The sequence below is a fragment of the Gelidibacter sediminis genome, assembly GCF_004364975.1.
In the GTDB taxonomy this organism is placed as follows: Bacteria; Bacteroidota; Bacteroidia; order Flavobacteriales; family Flavobacteriaceae; genus Gelidibacter; species Gelidibacter sediminis.
The window spans coordinates 922,434-944,236 of record NZ_SOBW01000008.1 but is presented as its reverse complement, the minus strand read 5'-3'; the positions used below and the strand labels follow the sequence as shown (position 1 = coordinate 944,236).

General features: G+C 36.7%; 21 protein-coding genes, 1 tRNA gene and 1 pseudogene. 16 read left to right on the top strand and 7 right to left on the bottom strand.

Going from position 1 to position 21,803, the window contains the following annotated elements; translation table 11 throughout:
* Positions 1-45: 45 nt before the first annotated feature.
* From BXY82_RS10855 to BXY82_RS10815, 10 genes and pseudogenes are all read left to right on the top strand, one after another.
* The gene (locus BXY82_RS10855) at positions 46-978 is read left to right on the top strand and encodes a nuclear transport factor 2 family protein (protein WP_133758212.1); all 933 of its coding nucleotides are present in this window, start codon (positions 46-48) and stop codon (positions 976-978) included.
* 90 nt (positions 979-1,068) lie between these two features.
* Positions 1,069-1,893 (top strand): hypothetical protein, encoded by an 825-nt coding sequence (locus BXY82_RS10850; RefSeq protein WP_243835782.1) that lies wholly within the window; start codon positions 1,069-1,071, stop codon positions 1,891-1,893.
* A gap of 144 nt (positions 1,894-2,037) precedes the next feature.
* Positions 2,038-2,280 carry a hypothetical protein gene (locus BXY82_RS15680; protein WP_317128584.1) on the top strand — a complete coding sequence of 81 codons (243 nt, stop codon included), beginning with the start codon at positions 2,038-2,040 and terminating at the stop codon, positions 2,278-2,280.
* Between the two features lie 15 nt (positions 2,281-2,295).
* Positions 2,296-2,622: pseudogene (locus BXY82_RS10845) on the top strand (RidA family protein); the annotation flags it as partial.
* Positions 2,623-2,638: 16 nt separating this feature from the next.
* A complete protein-coding gene (locus tag BXY82_RS10840) occupies positions 2,639-2,944 on the top strand; it encodes an EthD family reductase (RefSeq protein WP_133758211.1) in 306 nt (101 codons plus the stop codon).
* Between the two features lie 337 nt (positions 2,945-3,281).
* Positions 3,282-4,286 (top strand): NADPH-dependent aldehyde reductase Ahr, encoded by a 1,005-nt coding sequence (ahr, locus tag BXY82_RS10835; RefSeq protein ID WP_133758210.1) that lies wholly within the window; start codon positions 3,282-3,284, stop codon positions 4,284-4,286.
* A gap of 286 nt (positions 4,287-4,572) precedes the next feature.
* Positions 4,573-6,681, top strand: a complete 2,109-nt coding sequence (gene pta / locus BXY82_RS10830; protein ID WP_133758209.1) for a phosphate acetyltransferase — start codon at positions 4,573-4,575, stop codon at positions 6,679-6,681.
* 12 nt (positions 6,682-6,693) lie between these two features.
* Entirely contained in the window at positions 6,694-7,878 is a 1,185-nt protein-coding gene (locus BXY82_RS10825) for an acetate/propionate family kinase (protein WP_133758208.1), read from the top strand.
* A 162-nt stretch (positions 7,879-8,040) separates the two neighbouring features.
* On the top strand, positions 8,041-8,694 hold the full coding sequence (locus tag BXY82_RS10820) for a 2'-5' RNA ligase family protein (RefSeq protein ID WP_133758207.1): 654 nt from the start codon (positions 8,041-8,043) through the stop codon (positions 8,692-8,694).
* Positions 8,695-8,971: 277 nt separating this feature from the next.
* Positions 8,972-9,045 (top strand) — tRNA-Arg (locus BXY82_RS10815).
* A 174-nt stretch (positions 9,046-9,219) separates the two neighbouring features.
* Here BXY82_RS10815 and BXY82_RS10810 read toward each other — a convergent pair.
* Together BXY82_RS10810 and BXY82_RS10805 are read right to left on the bottom strand one after the other, a co-directional pair.
* On the bottom strand, positions 9,220-9,891 hold the full coding sequence (locus tag BXY82_RS10810) for a hypothetical protein (RefSeq protein ID WP_133758206.1): 672 nt from the start codon (positions 9,889-9,891) through the stop codon (positions 9,220-9,222).
* Positions 9,892-9,981: 90 nt separating this feature from the next.
* Positions 9,982-10,536, bottom strand: coding sequence for a ferritin (locus BXY82_RS10805; RefSeq protein ID WP_133758205.1), 555 nt, complete (start codon positions 10,534-10,536; stop codon positions 9,982-9,984).
* A 208-nt stretch (positions 10,537-10,744) separates the two neighbouring features.
* On the opposite strand from BXY82_RS10805, the gene BXY82_RS10800 reads away from it, so the two are divergent.
* The 6 genes from BXY82_RS10800 (at position 10,745) to BXY82_RS15460 (ending at position 17,223) form a co-directional block, all read left to right on the top strand.
* Complete coding sequence (locus BXY82_RS10800; RefSeq protein WP_133758204.1) at positions 10,745-11,245, top strand: pyridoxamine 5'-phosphate oxidase family protein; 501 nt, start codon at positions 10,745-10,747, stop codon at positions 11,243-11,245.
* Positions 11,246-11,304: 59 nt separating this feature from the next.
* Positions 11,305-12,327, top strand: a complete 1,023-nt coding sequence (locus BXY82_RS10795; RefSeq protein WP_133758203.1) for a ligase-associated DNA damage response exonuclease — start codon at positions 11,305-11,307, stop codon at positions 12,325-12,327.
* Positions 12,324-13,916 carry an ATP-dependent DNA ligase gene (locus BXY82_RS10790; RefSeq protein ID WP_133758202.1) on the top strand — a complete coding sequence of 531 codons (1,593 nt, stop codon included), beginning with the start codon at positions 12,324-12,326 and terminating at the stop codon, positions 13,914-13,916. Before BXY82_RS10795 ends, BXY82_RS10790 begins: the two co-directional genes overlap by 4 nt.
* A complete protein-coding gene (locus tag BXY82_RS10785) occupies positions 13,913-16,372 on the top strand; it encodes a ligase-associated DNA damage response DEXH box helicase (RefSeq protein WP_262711370.1) in 2,460 nt (819 codons plus the stop codon). The genes BXY82_RS10790 and BXY82_RS10785 overlap by 4 nt, the downstream gene beginning before the upstream one ends.
* Positions 16,369-17,019 (top strand): ligase-associated DNA damage response endonuclease PdeM, encoded by a 651-nt coding sequence (gene pdeM / locus BXY82_RS10780; RefSeq protein WP_133758201.1) that lies wholly within the window; start codon positions 16,369-16,371, stop codon positions 17,017-17,019. Before BXY82_RS10785 ends, pdeM begins: the two co-directional genes overlap by 4 nt.
* A 66-nt stretch (positions 17,020-17,085) precedes the next feature.
* On the top strand, positions 17,086-17,223 hold the full coding sequence (locus BXY82_RS15460; protein ID WP_166643293.1) for a hypothetical protein: 138 nt from the start codon (positions 17,086-17,088) through the stop codon (positions 17,221-17,223).
* A gap of 98 nt (positions 17,224-17,321) precedes the next feature.
* Here BXY82_RS15460 and BXY82_RS10775 read toward each other — a convergent pair whose 3' ends face one another.
* From BXY82_RS10775 to BXY82_RS10755, 5 genes are all read right to left on the bottom strand, one after another.
* Positions 17,322-18,509 (bottom strand): THUMP-like domain-containing protein, encoded by a 1,188-nt coding sequence (locus tag BXY82_RS10775; RefSeq protein ID WP_133758200.1) that lies wholly within the window; start codon positions 18,507-18,509, stop codon positions 17,322-17,324.
* A 35-nt stretch (positions 18,510-18,544) separates the two neighbouring features.
* A complete protein-coding gene (locus BXY82_RS10770; RefSeq protein WP_133758199.1) occupies positions 18,545-19,633 on the bottom strand; it encodes an AI-2E family transporter in 1,089 nt (362 codons plus the stop codon).
* A gap of 85 nt (positions 19,634-19,718) precedes the next feature.
* Positions 19,719-20,222 carry a TrmH family RNA methyltransferase gene (locus BXY82_RS10765; RefSeq protein WP_133758198.1) on the bottom strand — a complete coding sequence of 168 codons (504 nt, stop codon included), beginning with the start codon at positions 20,220-20,222 and terminating at the stop codon, positions 19,719-19,721.
* A 35-nt stretch (positions 20,223-20,257) separates the two neighbouring features.
* Positions 20,258-20,926 carry a DUF4159 domain-containing protein gene (locus BXY82_RS10760; protein ID WP_133758197.1) on the bottom strand — a complete coding sequence of 223 codons (669 nt, stop codon included), beginning with the start codon at positions 20,924-20,926 and terminating at the stop codon, positions 20,258-20,260.
* A 171-nt stretch (positions 20,927-21,097) separates the two neighbouring features.
* On the bottom strand, positions 21,098-21,802 hold the full coding sequence (locus BXY82_RS10755) for a 16S rRNA (uracil(1498)-N(3))-methyltransferase (protein WP_133758196.1): 705 nt from the start codon (positions 21,800-21,802) through the stop codon (positions 21,098-21,100).
* Position 21,803 lies beyond the last annotated feature (1 nt).

The window sequence follows — 21,803 nt, the reverse complement described above, 5'->3', positions numbered from 1 at the left end:
TTGAATACTAACCAGTTTGCGAGAGCAACGATAAAACCAAATAATATGAAAAAAATAATTTATGTGGTACTGATGCTTAGTGCATTTATGACCTATGCCCAAAAAAATAATGGAACCGTTTATATGGAGCATCCAAGCATAGACGTCGTACAGGATTTTGTTAAAGCCTCTATAGCTGGAGATAAAAGTAAATTGGCCAGTTATTTAAGTGAGGATTTTAAGGCTTATAACGGAACATCTACCAATCAGAATGACAAAGGAAGAGATAAAGAGGCATTTTTAAACAATCAGATGGTATATTATAATCAACTTGATTACTATGCACGTGAAAACTATCCCGGTTCATACCCAGATGCAATTGAGTACAAAAAAGATAATCCCAATAAAGAAGTGTGGGTACAAACTTGGGACATATTAAAAGGTGTACACAAGAAGTCTGGGGTAAAAATTGATGCCGCAGCCCATCGTTTATACACAGTGACCAAAGATCATAAAATTAAAATGATTATAGACTATGGCAATGAAGTCGTCATTGATGAAATCAGAGCAAGCTATGCTGAAAGGTCTAATGGCACTATATACAATAATCATGAAAACATTAATACAGTGAGAAAGATGATATATGCCATTGAGAATAATGATTGGGAAAAAGTGTATAGTTTTTATGACGAAGGCGTCCGTTTTCTCGATTCCAGCTCTCCAACTTTTGAAGGTAAATCATTAGAGGAACAGAAAGCAATTGACAAACAAATCTTAGAAAAATTTGAAGTAAGCAGTATTGATATGGTGGGTTATCCTGACTATTTGCATTATGAGATGGGCGATGCACGCGTGGTTCAATCGTGGTGGAATATTAATTTTATTCGCAAAGCTGATAAGAAAGCACTTATCCTACCAATTCATTATATCATGGATTTTAATAAGGACGGAAAAATAATATCAGAAACAGCCTATTATAATGCCAAATTATTGGATTAATAGTGCTTTTCACCATAATTCCCAAATCATAATTGAAGTTTGAGAATAAGTTTTAACCAGTTCGTAATTAACGAACACAAAATATATATTATGATACTTTTACAAAAAAATAGACATTTAAAAACCAACCCAATTTGGGATTTATTAAAAAAAGCAGCCTTAATAGTATTATTGATACCTTTTATAGGCCTCTCTCAAAATACAGCAGAATATGGCGTCTTTGAAAATGCTATACTCAGGGCCAACCCAGCGCAAGTGACTCAATTTGAACAGGGACTCATGGCACACAATAAGAAATTTCATGGCAACGGACCATATGCTACACGAGTCTATTGGATATCCAACGGACCAAACACGGGAAGTTATGTGTGGGTTATGGGGCCGTTTCCATGGAGTTCATTAGATAACAGACCAACGCAAAAAGATGGCCATGATGACGACTGGAACACCAATGTGGCACCATATACTACTGCAGATAGTGGACATACCAGCTATTGGCGCTTTGAGGCTGAAATGTCTCGATTTCCTAAAGATTTTACAATCAAAAATATGGAAGTCAACTATTGGGATATGAAACGTGGTAAAATGAATGATGCCAAAGCTTTAGTTAAAAAAATTAATAAAGTTTATGCTGACAAGAGTCCGGAGGAAACTTATGGCATATATACCAATGAATTTTCGAGCACTAAGGAAGGCCGGGATATGGCAGTCATTTCATTTTTCGATAAATCGTCTTGGTTGGGTAGAGATAACAATTTCGTTTCTAAATATGAGTCGGTTTATGGCAAAAGCAGTTGGGCAACATTCCTAAAAGATTGGATGGCTTTGACGGATGGTGTTGAGACGGAAATTTGGATATTACGTCCAGAATTAAGCGGAATTAGTGGCGATGTAAAAGTTTCTGAGAGAAAATAAAAAAGACCACCTCAATGTGCGGTAGCGGTATGCCGTATCGCACATTTTTTTCAATTTTGATTGTAGCTATATGGCTAAAACCAAAATTGTAATGATCAATCCTAAGACTTCAGAATCTAATTTTTACTTATAATTTAATACTATATGAAACCACTAACAATAGCTTTCAAATTCAGGATTCTAAATGACCTGAAACTACGAGGAATACTACAAGAAATTAAAGGTATTCTCTTAGGCATTATGTTATTCATAACTTTATCCTTTACAGGTTGTAACCAACAAACCAATGCCAAACCTGTTTTAAATCAACCTTCAATAGCTCTAAATTCTGACGCTAAGGATGTTCCTGAATATTTTAATTTGAGACCAGAAGTAGAGCGTGCCTAAGGCTACTCACATGCAGTAAAAATTGGAAATACAATTAAAATCTCAGGTGCCGTAAGTATGGATGCTGAGGGCAATCCTACTGCTATAGGTGATTTGGAACAACAAATGATAAATTGTTATGCTGATTTAGAACGCATATTAAAACATTTTGATTGTAGCTTCGATGATGTTATTGTTGAAAACGTGTTCACTACTCATATGCCCAAATTTCTTGAAGTTGCGACCTATCGAAACAAACTATATCAAGGACGTTATCCCACTGGGTCGTGGATTGGCGTAAGAGAATTGGCTATTCCAGAATTTATGATTGAGATTGAAATGGAAGTATATAAATCAAATTAATTAAAATTTTAAGGTCATGATAAAATTAACCATACTTTACGGCCACCCAAAGGATACAGTGGCGTTTGAAAACTACTATTCTAAAACACATTTGCCCATAGCATCTAAAATGAAAGGCTATGAAAAATTTGAACTAACAAAATTTTTAAGCACTCCTGACGAGTCGGAGGCTAGGTATTACCGAATGGCAGAGTTCTGGTTTGCTAGTCCCGAAGCTTTGCAAACCACAATGGATTCTCCTGCAGGACAGGAAACGGCAGCAGATCTTAGCAATTTTGCAGCAGATAATGTGACTTTCTTGGTTGGAAGTACGCAGGTGTAAGGCCAGCACAGATGTTTGTACAGTTGCCAATTGTATAATTGATGCTGATAGTATTTTTAAAATTTAACTGCTATGGGGTCAGTTAAGTTATTGAGGCTGATGTCCAAACTTGTATATAATGGATGTGTTCTTGCAATCTTGAAATTTTTTGACTACGCTATTTAATAAAATAATTTGGGGTATTGAAGTACCAGTTTTTAAAATGCAAAAGACACACCCATCCCAATTTTATAGAGATGACTAAGGTTTTCAGACGTTAGCTATATGATGGGGCTACTTACTTCAATAGCATTGTTTAATAATTTAAAAAAACTATAAAACTTAAACTTTATATATTATGAAAGTAAACGGATATGCGGCCACTGAGCCAAAAGCAAAGCTAACAGCTTATTCCTATAACTTAGGAGCACTAGGTTCTGAAGAGGTTGATATCAAAGTGTCCTATTGTGGCATTTGTCATTCTGATTTAAGTATGATACATAATGATTGGGGAATGACGAAATACCCAATAGTTCCTGGTCATGAAATAATTGGAGAGGTGATAGCTGTCGGAAATGCAGTAAAAAATGTAATCGTTGGAGACAAAGTCGGTTTGGGCTGGACCTCGGCATCATGCATGAGTTGTGATCAATGTATGGATGGAGACCACCATCTTTGTTCAAAGAGCGAGGCAACTATTGTAGGAAGACATGGTGGATTTGCTGATAAAGTTCGCGCCCATTGGTCTTGGGCAATTCCGCTTCCTGATGACATTGACATGAGCAAAGCGGGCCCCTTATTATGTGGAGGCATTACCGTTTTCAATCCAATTATCCTTGCAGGAGTTAAACCCACAGATAAGGTTGGTGTTATTGGTATTGGAGGCTTAGGACATATGGCCATAAAATTTTTAAAGCATTGGGGATGTGAAGTGATAGCCTTTAGTTCAAATGCAGCGAAAAAGGACGCTATTTTAAATATGGGTGCAAGTCAGGTTATTGATTCAACCTCACCAAAAGAATTGGAAAGTGTAGTAGGGAAACTGAATTTTATATTAAATACAACCAACGTCTCATTAGATTGGAATTCTTATTTGACCGCATTAGCACCAAAAGGACGATTCCATACGGTAGGAGCTGTTTTGGAACCAATGGCAATTCCTGCATTCTCTTTAATTATGGGCGAAAAATCAGTAGGAGGAAGTCCAATAGGCAGTCCCGCATTAACCAAGACCATGCTCGAGTTTTGTGTCAGACACAACATTTATCCACAAGTAGAGGAATTTCCTATGGAAAAGGTTAATGAAGCTATAGAACACCTAGAAAGTGGTAAAGCACGATTTAGAATAGTATTGAAAAATTAACTAGCATAATTGTTAGATTACAAAGGAGCAATAACCACAAACCAATGGACTAGGATACCCTAGATGCATACATATACAAAATAAAGGATAAACCTTAAACTGCGACATGTTTTTTTAGGCTACAATTCTTCATTATTAAACCAGCAATGAAAATGTAATAAATTGTAAAATTCATTGGTTTAACTATGACCAATGTCATAAGGCCTTATCTTGTTATACTGTTTGAAATCGTTATTTTTGTTAAAAAATTTGGCGTCATAGTATAATTTTAGAAATTGAGGATCAAATGACAAGAAAAAACACAAACAAAGGCATCTATATTGCCACTACTGAACCCAATATTGGAAAATCTATTATTGCACTTGGTTTGATGCAATCGTTATTGGGAAAAGCCGCTAAGGTTGGCTATTTCAGGCCTATAATTGATAACTTCAATCCAGGAGAAATCGATAACCATATCAACACCGTTTCTACATATTTTAATTTAGATCTTCAATTTGAAGATGCTTATGCCTACACCAGAAGTGAGGTGATAAAAAAAATAAACGAAAATAAGGATGACGAAATTATTGGTAGAATAATTGAGAAGTATAAAGCTTTAGAAGACCGATTTGATTTTGTGCTAGTAGAAGGCTCCAGTTTTATTGGTGAAGGTTCTATTATGGAGTTCGACATGAACGTGTTGATTGCTAAGAACCTTGCCGTTCCTGCTATCATCATTGGTGGTGGCGTAGGTAAAACCTTGGATGAATTGGTAGGGAACTTGCAAATGGCATTCGATTCATTTAAAGATAAAGGCGTTGAAGTCTTGTCTGTAATTGCCAATAAAATAGAACCAAGAAACCTTACCTTAGTTACTTCTGAATTAGAAAAATACCTACCTAAAGAAGTTATCGTCAATGCAATTCCGCTCAATTACGTATTGGCGAATCCATCCATCAAGGAAATTGTTGACACTTTAGATGCCAAAGTATTATTTGGGGAGGCTTTTATTAACAATCAAGCTGGGAATTTTAGTGTCGGTGCCATGCAATTGCGCAATTACCTCATTCATTTAAAAGAAAATGCCTTAGTAATTACACCAGGTGATCGCGCTGATATAATTTTAGGTGCATTACAAGCCAATATTTCACATAATTATCCAAGTATTTCGGGAATTGTACTGACTGGTGGATTAATGCCTGAGGAACCGATACTTAAACTGATAGAAGGCCTTTCAGAGGTCGTTCCAATTATTTTGGTTGAAGGTGGCACTTTTTCCGTGACAAATCGACTAGGAAACATTAAATCGCAGATTTACGCTCAAAACACTGAAAAAATTACCACGTCCATTAAAGTTTTTGAAAAATATGTTAATGTAGAGGCGTTAATTGAGCGCCTTATAACTTTCGAAACCAATGGAGTAACGCCTCGCATGTTTCAGTACAATCTTTTTCAAAGAGCCAAAGCCAATAAAAAACATATTGTTTTGCCAGAGGGTAATGATGAACGTGTTTTAAGAGCTACCAAACGCCTTGTTGATTTGGATGTTGTAAGTATAACACTGCTTGGAAACAAAAAACAAATAGACGATAAAGTCGCAACGCTTGACATTGGTTTAGATTTAAATAAAGTCAATATCATCAACCCTATCGAATCTGTGTATTTTGAAGCCTATGCCGAAACCTTATTTGAATTGCGGAAGCATAAGAACGTTAATCTCGCCATGGCTAAAGATTTGATGGAAGATGTATCCTATTTTGGTACCATGATGGTGTATAAAGAAGATGCTGACGGGATGGTCTCAGGTGCCGCCCATACCACCCAACATACCATTTTGCCTGCACTACAATTTATTAAAACTAAACCTGAAGCGCCTATTGTCTCTTCTGTGTTTTTTATGTGTTTGGATGATCGCGTTTCTGTATATGGAGATTGTGCCATTAACCCGAATCCGACCTCAATTCAATTGGCTGATATTGCTATTTCTTCTGCTGCAACCAGTATGATGTTTGGAATTGATCCAAAAATAGCAATGCTTTCCTATTCATCAGGCACTTCTGGTGTGGGTGCAGACGTTGAACGTGTTCGTGAAGCCACTAAACTTGTAAAGAACAAGCGACCTGATTTAAAAGTTGAAGGTCCTATCCAGTATGACGCCGCAGTAGATGCTACTGTTGGCAGATTAAAGCTTCCAGATTCTGAAGTCGCTGGCCAAGCTAATGTTTTTATCTTCCCTGATTTAAATACTGGCAATAACACTTATAAAGCGGTGCAGCGTGAAACAAAAGCATTAGCAATAGGACCTATTATTCAAGGCTTAAACAAACCTGTTAATGATTTGAGCAGGGGTTGTACGGTAGATGACATTTACAATACAGTTATCGTTACCGCCATACAAGCCCAAGGCATCTAAATACAAAACATAATGAAGATATTAATAATAAATTCTGGAAGTTCTTCCATTAAATTTCAATTGATGGAAATGCCTTCTGAAACTTTAATTTGCAGCGGTCTAGTAGAGCGTATAGGCTCTAATGATGCTATTATCAACTATAAAACAAACCTTGATGAACTTCGAATTACGAAAAGTATTGGTACTCATAGTGAAGGATTGAACATGATTGTGGAATTGCTGCAAGACGCCGATAAAGGTGTTATAAATAATACCAAGGAAATAAGTATAGTAGGGCATAGGGTAGTACATGGCGGCAATTCATTTTCAAACACCACATTAATTACACCAGAGGTAAAGGACAATATTCAAGAATACGCTACATTGGCGCCTTTACATAACCCGGGAAATCTTGAAGGCATCTTTGTGTGTGAAGAAATTTTTCCATTGGCCAAACAAGTTGCTATTTTTGATACTGCCTTCCATCGAAGCATTCCAGATTATGCAAAGCGGTATGCCGTACCAAATGAACTTTATGAAAAACACAAAATTCAGGTTTATGGATTTCACGGCACGAGTCACCAATATGTATCAGAAAAAGCTATTACTTATTTAGGAATGGATGCTTCAAAAATCATAACCATCCATTTGGGTAATGGGTGCAGTATGACGGCCGTAAAGAATGGTAAAAGTATTGATACAAGCTTAGGGTTTACGCCTTCTAATGGTTTGGTCATGGGGACTCGCAGCGGTGATATTGACCATGCTATCATATTTCATTTGGTTAATAATTTGAAGTACTCGCTAGATGAAGTGAAAACCTTGCTCACCAATAAAAGTGGCATGTTGGGACTGACCGGACATATGGATTTAAGAGACATTGAAGCTAAAGCCGAGAAAGGCAATAGAGAATGCCAACTCGCTCTAGACATTAATGCCTATCGCATTAAGAAGTATATTGGCGCCTACGTAGCTGCACTCAACGGTTTAGATGCTATTGTATTTACTGCAGGCATTGGAGAAAATTCTAGTATGATTAGAAAATTGGTTTGTGCCGAGATGGATGTATTTGGAATATATTTAGAGGATTCAAAGAATAACATCAGGTCAAAAGATATTAGGGAAATCAATACTGCAGACTCACCAGTAAAAATATTAGTAATTCCAACCAACGAGGAGTTAGAAATTGCCAAACAAGCTTTTGCTTTGGTAAATTGAATTTACAATATGGTTTTGTGTTAAAGGTAGTGCCATTTGTGGAGCTACCTTTTTTAATAATGAAACGGTTTACTCTCAAAAACAAAAAAAGTCTAATTGAAAATTTATAGTTAATAACGTTAAAGAACATATCCAGTGCTTTTAGAGGAACGGTATCGCAACATGTATAAAAACGCTGTAAAACACATCATCTCCAACACCTATGAGGTTGATCCATTAATTCATTCCAATAAGGATCAGCGTTATGGGTTGTCGCTCATCATAAGACCACCAGAGTCGGTTAAGACCGCCATACAGATGTTCCTAAAAGAACTTTATAATACTGCGCCAAATCAGTATTATTATCCCGCTACAGACATACATATTACAGTACTTTCAATAATTTCATGTTATGATGGCCTTGATAGTGATGTATTACATTTTCCAGATTATATAGCGTTAGTAAAAAAAAGCCTTAAACGGATAGCTCCAATTTCCATAACCTGCAAAGGCATTACCGCATCGCCATCTGGCATCATGATTCAGGGGTTTCCTACGGAACCTGCTTTAAATTCGCTTAGAAATCAATTAAGAGCAAATTTCAAAAATTCAAATCTCCAAGAAAGTATGGACCAGCGGTACTTAATTCAAACAGCCCACGCCACAGTTTGCAGGTTTAGCAACCTATTGGAGCATAATTTGAAATTCTTAACCATATTAGAGAGTTACCGCGACCATTATTTTGGGGCTTTTAATGTAGATAAGCTTGAGTTGGTATATAATGATTGGTATCACAGACGAAACAAATCAAAAACACTCCATGAATTTTCGTTGTAATATTAAAGATTGTTTAGACCCGAGTAGCAAATGATAAAATTTTGAAAATTGTTGTTTACTTTCTTTCTTGAGTATAAAAGTGTCACATTTGCTAACTTATTAAAAATTAAGTCATTTCATTCAGCGATTTATCAAGGCAGAAAAATAGAGTATTTAATGCGTAATTTTTTTACTTTTTATTTATAATGTTTTAATAGAAATTGTATATTTGCCGACCGTAAGACAAACTAAATAGACTTTAATTTGTTTTATCATTTCAGAACATTAGTTCTTGAATGGGCTCGTAGCTCAGCTGGATAGAGCACCTCCCTTCTAAGGAGGCGGTCATAGGTTCGAATCCTATCGGGCTCACAACACAAAAGCGCACTGTCAGTGCGCTTTTTTCATTTAAATCATATTGCGCTAAAACAGGAAAGCACGATATTGTTATATAGGTACTTCTTTTGGATAAAATCGATATGAAATAAAAAAAACCACCCAAAAGGGGTGGTTTAAACATTATGGTATCTTATTTTGTTAGACGCTTTATTGAGCTAATTCTGTAATTATCGGCAACGTAGAAATAAATGCTTCATGCATATATTGTGAATCAGGAGTTTGACCTGCTTTTTGTTGACTGGCAGCCAACATGTAGCCTTGTTTGGCAGCTTCTAAACGTTGCAGTGGATTGCCATGATGACCGGGGTTGCTAAATCCGCAATCGCCAATATTATAAAACGCCAATAACACATCCTCTACGCGTTTCCAGTTGTATGTTCCTCCACGCTTATGAGTTAAATAATACCCAGTAAAAAAATCAGCTTCCAATTCTGTCATACGTGTTGATTCTGGAGTCCCAATAAACCCTGGTACGGGATACTCCCAATTTCCATAATTTTGGAATTGCAATTGATGCGCCCACTCATGTGCAAGTATAGCAGACCATACAACTTTTGAATCACGACCAGTTTCAGCTAACATGGAAACAATACCATCACCAATGACAATCACACCAGTTGAACTTGCAAAACCATCGGAGGCGAAAAATGGGTTTTCCCGAATTTGATCACTTGTAGTATTGAAATGACTGGCAATAGCTACTAAATAATCAACTTGTTCAGGCGTTGCACTGCTATATTTTTCATAGATAAAACGAATAAAATCTAAATCTTCTAAAGTAGACGTATGTTGTCCTCTGACACTGATCAAATCAGACATGAAAATTTCTCTCGACTTCTCATATATACAATATAAAATGCCTACAAATTTTCTGTAGGCATTACTATATCAGTTAAACTAACTTATGCTTTATTCAGGATTATCCATCGTGGCTTCTCGGGCCAAAGGCACATCATCTGGAGCTTCACCAATAAACTTGTCGAGATTGAATAAAGATTCATTGCTAGCTTTTTCGCCACCAGCAATTTTAAGTTTGTCTAAAAGCTCCATAACTAATTTTTCTTCTTCTATTTGCTCTTTTACAAACCATTGTGCAAAATTATAGGTAGCCCAATCGCGCTGTTCATGCGCCAAATTTACGATTTCATAAATAGCTGATGTATTATCTACTTCATGCTGAAATGTCTTTTCGAAACAGTCTTGCAAGCTTGTAGGGTCTTTTGGGGGTGCTTTAATTGCTGTAATTCTAACTTTACCACCACGCTCCATAATATACTGCATAACTTTCATCATATGGTTACGTTCTTCGGCTACATGTCTAAAAAAGAAGTTTGCAATTCCTCCATAACCTTGAGCATCGGCCCAACAGCCATAACTTAGAAAAACCTGTGCCGCTTCAGCTTCTTTGGTGACTTGATCATTTAAAATAGCTTCTATTTCTTGAGATATTCTTTTGGTGTCCATAAATGTAGTTTTAACATCTAAATTAGGGCGATAATAACTATTTGGTTAGCTCATTTGCTAAAATTAGTGTGTCAAGAAATGAAATGCGATTCCACAAATTTGGAATTGCGCTATTATTTTTTTGGATTGCACTATGCATCTGTGGATCTGTTTAGTAATTTTAACAATATCTTAAACAGATTGAATATTAATTAAAAAATAAGGATTTATGAGCACTGATAATTTATATAACGAAGACGCTAGGAAGAAGATTAAAGACATGGCAGAAGATATTGACTTCACCATGATGGCGACCAATTTGAAACAAACACCGCTGCACATGATTCCCATGAGCACTAAAAAAGTGGACGACCAAGGTAATATTTGGTTTTTAAGTCATAAAAATAGCACCCACAATCAAAATATTATGAATGATGCCAACTTACATCTCATTTATGCCGATAAGGATGATATGCAATTTTTAAACATTTATGGAATGGCCACCATTACGACAGACCGATCTATTATTGAGGACCTTTATGGAAGTGGTGACGATGCTTGGTTTGATGGTAAGAATGATCCCAATATAACCGCAATTTCGGTTAAACCTACGGAGGCATTCTATTGGGATCCTAAGAATAATAAATTAATATCTTTAGTTAAAATGGGTATCGGTGCCATTACAGGAAATCAACCTGATACTATGGATAGTGGTACATTAAAGCCATAAGTTTAAATCCACACCAACTCGGACTTCGGTTCGAGTTTTTTAATCTATAAATAAGGCATTTGAAACTCGTTAAATTCACAAAAAAAGGTATTTATTGCATCCCTGGGAAATTTTATTTAGATCCGTGGTTGCCGGTTGAGTATGCTATTATTTCTCACGGACATGCCGATCATGCACGACGTGGTAATAAATTCTATTTGTGTCAAACAGATTCCAAAGCCATATTAAAGCATCGTTTAGGCGCTGATATTCACGTGGAATCCTTAAATTATAATGAACCCAAAATGATCAATGGGGTTCAGGTGAGCTTTTTCCCTGCCGGACATGTAATTGGGTCAGCCCAAATTCGATTGGAATACAAAGGCTTTGTTGTCGTTTTTACGGGCGATTATAAAGTGAAGAATGATTATATCACCGTTCCGTTTGAACCTATCAAATGTCATGAATTTATTACCGAAAGCACCTTCGGACTTCCCATTTATAATTGGCTAAGTGAAGCGCAATTGCAACAACAGATGTATAATTGGGTACTGAAAAATCAAGCACATAATAGAACGAGTGTGTTTTTAGGATATTCACTTGGGAAAGCCCAACGCCTGATGAAACTCATGGAAGGTGTGGATAAAATGTATGTGCACTCCGCCATCCATAATTTAAATACTGCTATTAAAGATTCCGGCATTCCGCTTCCGGAAACGGAACTTTTAACCTATGACTTTAAGAAAGAGGATGTACAGAATAGAATAGTGATCTTACCCCCAGGGTTATTGGGATCAAAATTAATTAAGAAAATCCCTAATGCCGCTACCGCTATTTGCTCGGGATGGATGCAAATTAGAGGTAATAGACGTTGGCAGTCTGTAGATGCAGGTTTTGCAGTCAGTGATCATGCAGATTGGAATGGACTTTTATCTGCAGTAAAAGCAACAGAAGCTGAAAAAGTGTATGTTACCCATGGCAGTCAGGCTACGTTTTCTAAATATTTAAATGAAATAGGAATTCCATCTGCGGAAGTGAAAACAGAATACGGCACGGAAGAAGAAGAGGCAGAACTTATCTCAGAAAAACCCATTAGCCCATGAAGCATTTTTCTGACCTTATTAGCGCCATTGAAATCACTAATAAAACCAATGCAAAAATTGATGCCTTGGTCGATTATTTGAAGATTGCTCCCGAAAAGGATAAATTATGGCTGATCACTTTATTTACTGGCAAACGTCCACCGCGCCCCGTAAAAACGACGCTCATGCGTCAATGGTGTCTAGAAATTACTGGGCTACCGGAATGGTTGTTTTTGGAAAGCTATAGCAGTGTGGGCGATTTAGGCGAAACTATTGCCTTGATGTTGCCGGATCCCACTCACCATATCGATAAAACTTTAAGTGACTGGATGACCGAACTAAAAGCGCTTAAGTCAAAATCTGATGCAGAAAAAAAAGCCTATGTGCTCCATGCTTGGTCTGGATTGCAAATGCAAGAACGTCTAATTTTCAACAAGCTTATAGGAGGTAGTTTTAGAATTGGGGTGTCTAAGAAAACTTTAGTAAATGCCTTGTCTAAATATTCAGGTATAGATGCCAATCAACTCATGCACAGTATTATTGGCCATTGGGATATGGATACCATAAGCTTTAATGAACTCGTTAATGGGGAGCATATTAATTATGACAATTCTAAACCTTATCCATTTTGCTTGGCCTATTCCTTAGAAAAAGAACTGCCAGAATTGGGACAACCTGAAGAGTGGCAAGTGGAATACAAGTGGGACGGCATCAGAGGGCAAATTGTAAAACGCAATAATGAAATCTTTATCTGGTCTAGAGGTGAAGAATTGGTAACAAGTCAATTCCCTGAACTCGTCACCATATTGCAAGACTTTAAGGAAGACTTTGTAATTGATGGTGAAATTCTAGCGCTCAAGGACAACGCTGTATTATTATTTAACGATTTACAAAAACGTCTCAACCGGAAAAATGTCAGTAAAAAGATGCTTGAGGAAGTGCCGGTCGGATTTTATGTGTATGATGTTTTGGAATGGAATGGCGATGACATTCGTACGCAACCCTTACAGTACCGGAGGCAATTATTGGAACAACTTTTAAGTTCGAATAGTGCGCATGACACCCTTGTTATCTCAGAAATTATAGAATTTACGGAGTGGGATGAATTGGATGCCATTCGCAATAAAGCTCGAGAATTTAATAGTGAGGGCTTGATGCTAAAGCAGAAAAATTCGCCATATCATACCGGCAGAAAGAAGGGCGATTGGTGGAAATGGAAAGTAGATCCGCTGACCATTGATGCGGTGATGATTTACGCGCAAAAGGGGAGTGGCCGTCGCAGTAGCAAATACACCGATTATACCTTTGCAGTTAAAAAAGATGACGGGTTAGTAACAGTAGCTAAAGCGTATTCGGGCTTAACCGATAAAGAAATAACAGAAATTTCGAGATTTGTCAATAAGAATGCCATTGAAAAATTTGGCCCCGTACGAACTGTTAAACCTGAGCTTGTGTTTGAAATCGCTTTTGAAGGGATCGCGTTTAGCAACCGTCATAAATCTGGCGTAGCCTTACGGTTTCCACGTATCTTAAGGTGGCGTCGTGATAAATCAGTTGAGGAGATTGATACTATTGAACAAGTTAAACTTTTAATCACCAATCCAAATTGAAAAACGTTCAAGATTCACAAGGCTATCAGATTATTGCGGATTGGATGCACGAAAAAGGGCAGAAGCCGTTTGATTTTCAGTTGCAAACCTGGAACCAATATCATAATGGTTATAGTGGTATGGTGGTGGCACCAACGGGGTTTGGAAAAACATTTTCAGTGTTTTTAGCCGTGGTGATTGATTATTTAAACCAACCTGAAGCCTATAAAAAAGGGATGAAACTGTTATGGGTAAGTCCGTTGCGCTCCTTGGCAAAAGATTTAGCCAAAGCTATGATCATTGCGGTAGAAGAAATTGGTTTGGATTGGGAAGTTGAAGTCCGAAATGGCGACACTCCACAAAAGGACCGTCGGCGTCAGGAACGATTGATGCCGGATGTATTACTGACTACTCCCGAAACATTACACATACTATTTTCTCAAAAAAACAATTCACGATTCTTTAAAACCCTCAATTGCATTGCTATTGATGAATGGCACGAACTATTAGGTTCCAAACGCGGGGTGCTAACTGAATTGGCGGTTTCTAGGTTGTTGTCGCTATCTCCAAAAATGCTTATTTACGGCATCACCGCCACCATAGGAAATCTTGACGAAGCGCAAAGAGTTTTGATTCCTTATGAGCATATCAAAACAAAACGCATAGTTGCCAAGGAAAAAAAGAAAATAGAAATTGTCTCCGTCTTACCTGATGAAATCGAAGTCTTGCCTTGGGCAGGGCATATGGGTGTGAAAATGGCCGCCAAAATAATACCCATTATTTATGAAAACAACACCACGCTTATATTTACGAATACCCGAAATCAGTCGGAGATTTGGTACCAACAGATTTTAAAAATTGAACCAGATTTGGCGGGTCAAATTGCCATTCACCACGGGTCTATTGACGCAGAGTTGCGGAATTGGATAGAAGACGCTATTTCCGATGGACTTTTAAGGGCTGTGGTCTGTACATCATCATTAGATTTGGGCGTCGATTTTAAACCTGTAGATTGTGTCATTCAAATTGGATCACCAAAAGGTATTGCCCGATTTATGCAACGTGCCGGTCGTAGTGGCCATTCGCCGTACGAAACCTCCAAAATCTATTTTGTTCCCACCCATTCGTTAGAACTGATAGAAGCTGCAGCTCTTAAACAAGCGGTAAAAGACAAACGCATTGAGGCACGGGAGCCGATGGTGCTCACATTTGATGTGTTGATTCAATATATGGTGTCCTTGGCGGTTGGTGAAGGATTCAATGAAAAAGAGTTGTTTGCGGCCGTCCAAAAAGTGCATGCCTTTCATTATATGACCGAAGAGGATTGGCACTGGGCTTTACATTTTATCACCGAAGGCGGGAACACCTTGAAATCTTATGAAGAATACCATAAAGTCATCATTGATGATGATGGATTATACAAAGTAAAAAGCAGACGCATTGCGATGTTGCACCGCATGAATATTGGTGCCATCGTCAGTGATGCCATGTTGAAAGTGAAGTTTTTCTCCGGAGGTTATATCGGGATGGTGGAAGAGTATTTTATTTCCAAATTAAAACCTAATGATCATTTTATTTTGGCGGGGCGCGTTTTAGAAATTGTTACCATCAAGGACATGACGGTTTTAGTAAAACGCAGTAAACGGAAATCGGCCGTAACGCCCAGTTGGTTGGGCGGACGTTTGCCCTTGTCGTCTTATTTAAGTCAATATTTGCGTGAGAAACTGTCAGAATCCTTACACCCTAAAACAACTGAGAAGGAACTCAAATTTTTACATCCGTTGATTTCCCAACAGGAAAAGCATTCGCACATTCCTGAAAAAGATGAGTTTTTGATTGAACTGATTGAAACCAAGGATGGTCATCATGTGTTTATGTATCCTTTTGAAGGGCGCCTGGTTCATGAGGTAATGGCGGCATTAATCGCTTATCGCTTGAGTCTGATAAAACCGTTGACTTTTACCATCGCTATGAACGATTATGGTTTTGAATTGTTAAGTGACCAATCCATTCCCATTGATGAACACACGATAAAAACGATTCTGTCAAAGGAAAATTTGATGGAGCATGTGATTGGCAGTATCAACGCATCAGAAATGGCCTCACGAAAATTCCGTGACATTGCGGTTATTTCAGGACTCGTTGTGCAAAGTCAGCCCGGAAATCGGAAAAACAATAAAAGCTTACAATCGTCCTCGGGACTTATTTTTAGAGTATTGGAAGACTATGAACCTCAAAATTTACTACTGCGACAAGCCTATACAGAAGTCTTTAATCAGCAGTTGGAAGAAGTGCGTTTAAAAGAAGCCTTTGAACGGATCTCTAAAAGCAAACTTATTCTTAAATTTGCCAAATCTTTCTCACCTTTAAGCTTTCCTATAAAAGTGGATAGTTTACGTCAATCGCTTACCAGTGAAGATCTGGATGCACGCATTAGACGAATTCGTGATGAAGTGATGAAGCAAACCCAAATATGACCATTATTACCAAAGACATTTCGGTTCATCTTACCACCTTAACACTTACCAATCAGCGTGCGCTCTATTGGAAAGCTGAGGCTACATTAGTGGTTTCTGATTTACATATTGGAAAAACTGCTCATTTTAGAAAAGCAGGCATCGCTATCCCGTCCGCTGTTTTGGATACAGATTTAAAACGTTTGCAAGCGCTTATTGACCGTTTTAATGTGCGCACTGTTTTGGTAGTTGGCGATCTCTTTCATGCCGAAAACAATACTGATATTGATCAATTTCAGACTTTTATCCAAAAGAATGCCTCCATTACTTTTGAGCTTATCAAAGGTAATCACGACCGACTAAAAGATAGTTTTTACGAGGCTTTGGGAATTTCTGTTTTTAAAACGCATAAAGATGTCAATGGAATTAGGTTTGTTCATGATGAACAACATTGCGAACCAACTGTTTTTTGTGTTTCAGGACATACGCATCCTGGTGTTACCATTAAAGGCCGAGGGAAAGTATTTATTAAACTACCTTGTTTTGAAGTGTCTGAGCAACGGTTAATTTTACCTGCATTTAGTGAATTTACTGGACTCAATACTAAACGCACCGTGGACGCTTCTGTATGCTACGGATTTACTGAAAAATCATTATTTGAGCTATAATTTCTATTTAATGCGCACTTCATCGCTATAGTTTTGAACTATCTTTATTTTTTAAAATTTATAAAGATGAAAAATATACTTAGAGCGCTTCTTGCAGGTTGGGGAGCAAAGAAAGTTGGTGGTGGTAAGTGTGGATGTATTGGTACCATTGTAGTGTTTATAATTATTTATGTACTACTAGGACCAGTGTTTAATATGTTCTAAGAATTAATATTCTGAATACTCACTTCAACTTCAAAATAATATAATCAGCTGAATTACATGATGCTCAAATATGTGTCAACTTTGTAATTCAGTTTGATTTATATTAAATCAACTTTTTTACATACAATTACTATCTTCTCGTTCTCCTCATTTGTAGTAAAGAATAGGTACTTTGTGCCACCATCTTTAATTTTAAAGTGTTTTCTAAGAGCCTGTACAGTTTCTGGGAAATTTCTTGTAGTTATATTCGCTTTATCAATATCTAATGTTTTAATCAGCTTTTTGTTATATGGCAATACATTGAGGATTTGGAAAATTCTTCCAGGAAAATCAATCAAATTGTCACTTGTATAGAGATGTGAATGTTTATGGAGTTTGGTTACAGGCAACAGATGTGTTAAAATTGAAAATCCACCTGACTTAAGAATGGCCGCATTGGGTTCATAAAGATAGGAGAGTGGTGGACTGTAAACAGCATCTTTAGAAGTTTCTTCATGTATTAAAAAATCAAATTGTTCTGAATTGGAAGATTTAAGGTTCATCGTCTTGATTTCAACTTCTCCTTGAAACCCTTGTTCTAAAATCCATAATAATTCTTTAACCTCATTATTTACGGCTACTACATGAACGGTCTTAACAAATTCCAGTTCATTTAAACCCACTGTGATGTCCAACAATGGTGATGTTTTTATCAGAATGTTGTTGGTATGCGACCACAAAACATTCAGATGTTCTGGAACATTGGGTAAACAATCCTTTAAAAAGAATACTTTTCCTTTACTGTCATGACGCCTAGATGGGTCAACATAAATCCAATCAAAAGATTTTGTCGATGTTTGAAGGTAAGCTATCCCGTCTACAGCTATACATTCACAATTTAAAACTTTTAACACTTCAAAATTGTAACTTACAATTGCGCTGAGATCAGTATTCCATTCGCAGTGCGTGACGTGATCAAAATGTTTCGCAAAAGCATGGGCATCTACACCAAAACCTCCGGTAAGATCTATAAGGGTGCTACCATCAATGATTTGAGTTTTATAATCAGCCGTAAGTTCAGACGAAGTCTGTTCTATATTTAATTTATTTGGAAAATAGATCTTTGGATTGAGAAACCAGGTGGGTAGTTTTTTCTCCGATTTTAGTTTGGCTTCAATTTGCTCCACCACTTCTTGTACCGATACCTTTTTAAATGGCACTCCTTTTAATATCAATGCGGTGACATCAGATTTCAGGTTATTCGTGATGAACTCTTGAACATCATCTTCTAGAATTGCTAAATTCATTAAAATCGGTTTTACGCGAAATTATCAAAAAGAAACTATAGGTCCTTGGTTAAATGCTTCACAATTTTATATTCAGACAAAAACTCTTTGGAAATCACTTTTAGCGTCGTATAGACCGGAACTGCTAAAATCATTCCTGGAATACTGAATAACAAGCCACCGCAAATAATAACAATAAACACTTCTAATGGATGCGAGCGTACACTATGACTAAAAATGATTGGTTGGGAAACAAGGTTGTCAATAAGTTGGGCCAAACCTACGCCAATCACTACTTTTACTAATAATGGAAGTAAATCTGAAGAAAAATCAGCCCCTAAATTATTGGATACCACCACTAAAATCATGACAACACCACCAAGAAGTGGGCCTAGGTAAGGAATTATATTCAGGAATGCGCAGATAATAGCAATAGCCAATGCGTTCTTAATATCTAAAAACATTAGTAATACCAAGTAAAATATGGCCATTATGGTAGTTTGAACCATGAGTCCTATAAAATATCGGGATAACAGCTCTTTTGCTTTGTCCAATACTCTTAAAAAACGACGTTCCTTGCCTTCTTCTGCAAAAATGGCTACGGCATTGCTGATCATCCGTTCATCTTTTAACAAAAAGAATGAGATAAATAATACTGAAAAGAGTCCAACAATAAATGAGGTGATGTTATTTACAAAGACATCCACAAAACTCTCTACAATTTCAGAATCAAAATTTCTTACGGTGTCCGTACGTTTAATGGCTTCAATGATATTAATTTTTTCAACACCTAAATATTCACTTGCTTGAATGTTTAGTTCGTTTAAATCTGTTTTAACCATCTCAAAATCAATTTCTGAGATATTTTTACTTTGTTCTAGAATAATTGGAATAAAAATCCAAAGAATCAATGTAAAGAGCCCTCCAATCAATAAAAGCGTTATAAAAGAGGACAGGTTTTTACCCAGTCGAAGTTTCCTTTTTAAAAAGTGAACAACAGGTCTAAAAATCAATGAAATTACGCCAGCAATAAAAAGATACAGTAGTAGCGATTGTATTTGATAAAGAAAATAGATGAGTATGATAATGCCAAATACAATGGCGAGCGTTTTTAACAGACCTTTAGAGATAATGTTTGAATTCATGCTTTAAATTTAACCAAATTTAGGATGCTGTTACGAATAACTTTAACGGTTTCCATATTATTGCTTTAACATGAGCCAATTCTAATTAGTTCTTCAATTGATTAGTCATTTCATATAGTGCGATACTGGTAGCTTGCGTAACGTTCATACTACTGTTTTGTCCAAACATTTCAATATGTACAATTTGATCTGCCAATTTTAAACACGCTTCAGAAATTCCAAAGTTTTCATCACCCACAAGCAAAACAATAGGCGATTGCTGTTCAATGCTCATTTTATCAAGTGCCGTACTTGAAGAGGTAATTTCTATAGCTACAATGTGATATCCTGAGTTTTTGAGTGTTCCTAACAAAAATTGCGCATCTTCGTGATGTTCATAAGGAACATACTTTTCAGTGGACCGCGATGTTTTTGTCATCTTTCGTCCTTTTGGGATTGGACTCCCACAAAAAATAAGTTTTTCTATGCCAAATGCATCCGCAATCCTAAATATGCTTCCTACATTAGCGGCATTCGTTACATTTTCGCAAACCAAGGTGATTGGAAATGTGTGGCGTTTAAATTTAGATGTGTAATGGGTGAGTTGCATGGGGATTGTAGATTGATGATTACTGATTTGGAACATTAGTTTTCAAAAACATATTTTATAATATTAGCACCCATCTTCAAAGCTTTTTCCCTGACCTCGAAAGGATCATTGTGAACTTCTGGATCTTCCCAACCATTTCCTAAATCACTTTCATAAGTAAACAAAATGATTAATCGTTCCTTTTCAAATATTCCAAAAGCTTGTGGCCTTTTGCCATCATGTTCATGAATTTTAGGCAGGCCTTCAGGAAACTTATAAGCTACATGAAATATTGGGTGTGTTTTTGGTAATTCAATGAGTTCTTTATTAGGAAATACTTTTCTTAGTTCTTTAACAATGTAGGGCTCCATACCGTAATTATCATCAATATGTAAAAAGCCACCAGATAACAAGTAATTTCTCAGATTATCAGCATCATCTTCACTAAAAAACACGTTACCATGGCCTGTCATATGAAGAAATGGATATTCAAATATCTCCGTACTATTTGGTTCAACCGTTTGAGGTTTAGGATTTAATTTTGTGTGAATGTTAGCGTTGCAATACGCAATTAAATTAGGCAAGGCTGTCGGGTTTGCGTACCAATCGCCCCCTCCTTTATATTTTAGTACAGCAATATTTTGAGCGGATATATATGTTGAAAATGTTATAAACACAAATACAACATTTAAAAACTTATAATAATGCGCCTTAAAAATATTCATAAACCAAAAATAAATATAAATTGATGATGTGCCTTCTTTAATAAGTGCAAAAGAAACACCCTACTAAAAGTAATATTTAATATCATGGAATACTGATATCAAAATTTTATAGCATATAAAATGTTTTAAGATGCTTTATCACAACTACTTAAGTCACTCTATTTTAATAAATTATTCATTTGAATATATGATGCTATGGCACGCTACAATTGCTGCCGTCTCAGTACGCAATCGTGTGTTCCCCAACATGACGGGCTCAAAACCCAAGCTAATGGCCAAATCTATTTCATTAGTACTAAAATCGCCTTCAGGTCCTATCAATATAAGTGCATCCTGTTTTAATTTTAAACTTGTTTTTAATGATTTTCGCCCTGTTTCCTCACAATGCGCTATAAACTTTTGCCCCTGAAATTCCTTTGCTATAAATTCAGTATACGGAATAGCATCATTAAGTTTTGGCAAATAATAATGCAGGGATTGTTTCATTGCCGATTGTAGGATTTTTTCAAAACGTTCGAGTTTTATAACCTTGCGCTCACTATGGTCACAGATAATTGGCGTGATAGTGTCGACGCCAATTTCAGTAGCTTTTTCTAAAAACCATTCGTAACGGTCATTCATTTTAGTAGGCGCTACGGCCAAATGAATTTTATAATCACGTTGGGATTCAAATATGTTAGATTGTAGTGCTGCCTGACAGTTTTTAACATCTGCTATAATAATTTCTGCAGTAAATAACCAGCCTTTACCATTTGTGATTTGCAATAAATCACCCTTGGTCTTACGGAGTACTTTAACAATGTGTCTGCTTTCCTCTTTTGAGAAAGAAATATGAGTTGTATCTTCGGTAAGGGTCGGGTTATAAAAAAGTTGCATA

What these genes read in the sequence shown, in the direction of transcription:
- BXY82_RS10855 (WP_133758212.1), top strand. Translation starts at nt 46, where the DNA reads ATGAAAAAAATAATTTATGTGGTACTGATGCTTAGTGCATTTATGACC.
- BXY82_RS10850 (WP_243835782.1), top strand. Translation starts at nt 1,069, where the DNA reads ATGATACTTTTACAAAAAAATAGACATTTAAAAACCAACCCAATTTGG.
- BXY82_RS15680 (WP_317128584.1), top strand. Translation starts at nt 2,038, where the DNA reads ATGAAACCACTAACAATAGCTTTCAAATTCAGGATTCTAAATGACCTG.
- BXY82_RS10840 (WP_133758211.1), top strand. Translation starts at nt 2,639, where the DNA reads ATGATAAAATTAACCATACTTTACGGCCACCCAAAGGATACAGTGGCG.
- ahr (WP_133758210.1), top strand. Translation starts at nt 3,282, where the DNA reads ATGAAAGTAAACGGATATGCGGCCACTGAGCCAAAAGCAAAGCTAACA.
- pta (WP_133758209.1), top strand. Translation starts at nt 4,573, where the DNA reads ATGACAAGAAAAAACACAAACAAAGGCATCTATATTGCCACTACTGAA.
- BXY82_RS10825 (WP_133758208.1), top strand. Translation starts at nt 6,694, where the DNA reads ATGAAGATATTAATAATAAATTCTGGAAGTTCTTCCATTAAATTTCAA.
- BXY82_RS10820 (WP_133758207.1), top strand. Translation starts at nt 8,041, where the DNA reads ATGTATAAAAACGCTGTAAAACACATCATCTCCAACACCTATGAGGTT.
- BXY82_RS10810 (WP_133758206.1), bottom strand. Translation starts at nt 9,891, where the DNA reads ATGTCTGATTTGATCAGTGTCAGAGGACAACATACGTCTACTTTAGAA.
- BXY82_RS10805 (WP_133758205.1), bottom strand. Translation starts at nt 10,536, where the DNA reads ATGGACACCAAAAGAATATCTCAAGAAATAGAAGCTATTTTAAATGAT.
- BXY82_RS10800 (WP_133758204.1), top strand. Translation starts at nt 10,745, where the DNA reads ATGAGCACTGATAATTTATATAACGAAGACGCTAGGAAGAAGATTAAA.
- BXY82_RS10790 (WP_133758202.1), top strand. Translation starts at nt 12,324, where the DNA reads ATGAAGCATTTTTCTGACCTTATTAGCGCCATTGAAATCACTAATAAA.
- pdeM (WP_133758201.1), top strand. Translation starts at nt 16,369, where the DNA reads ATGACCATTATTACCAAAGACATTTCGGTTCATCTTACCACCTTAACA.
- BXY82_RS15460 (WP_166643293.1), top strand. Translation starts at nt 17,086, where the DNA reads ATGAAAAATATACTTAGAGCGCTTCTTGCAGGTTGGGGAGCAAAGAAA.
- BXY82_RS10775 (WP_133758200.1), bottom strand. Translation starts at nt 18,509, where the DNA reads ATGAATTTAGCAATTCTAGAAGATGATGTTCAAGAGTTCATCACGAAT.
- BXY82_RS10770 (WP_133758199.1), bottom strand. Translation starts at nt 19,633, where the DNA reads ATGAATTCAAACATTATCTCTAAAGGTCTGTTAAAAACGCTCGCCATT.
- BXY82_RS10765 (WP_133758198.1), bottom strand. Translation starts at nt 20,222, where the DNA reads ATGCAACTCACCCATTACACATCTAAATTTAAACGCCACACATTTCCA.
- BXY82_RS10760 (WP_133758197.1), bottom strand. Translation starts at nt 20,926, where the DNA reads ATGAATATTTTTAAGGCGCATTATTATAAGTTTTTAAATGTTGTATTT.
- BXY82_RS10755 (WP_133758196.1), bottom strand. Translation starts at nt 21,802, where the DNA reads ATGCAACTTTTTTATAACCCGACCCTTACCGAAGATACAACTCATATT.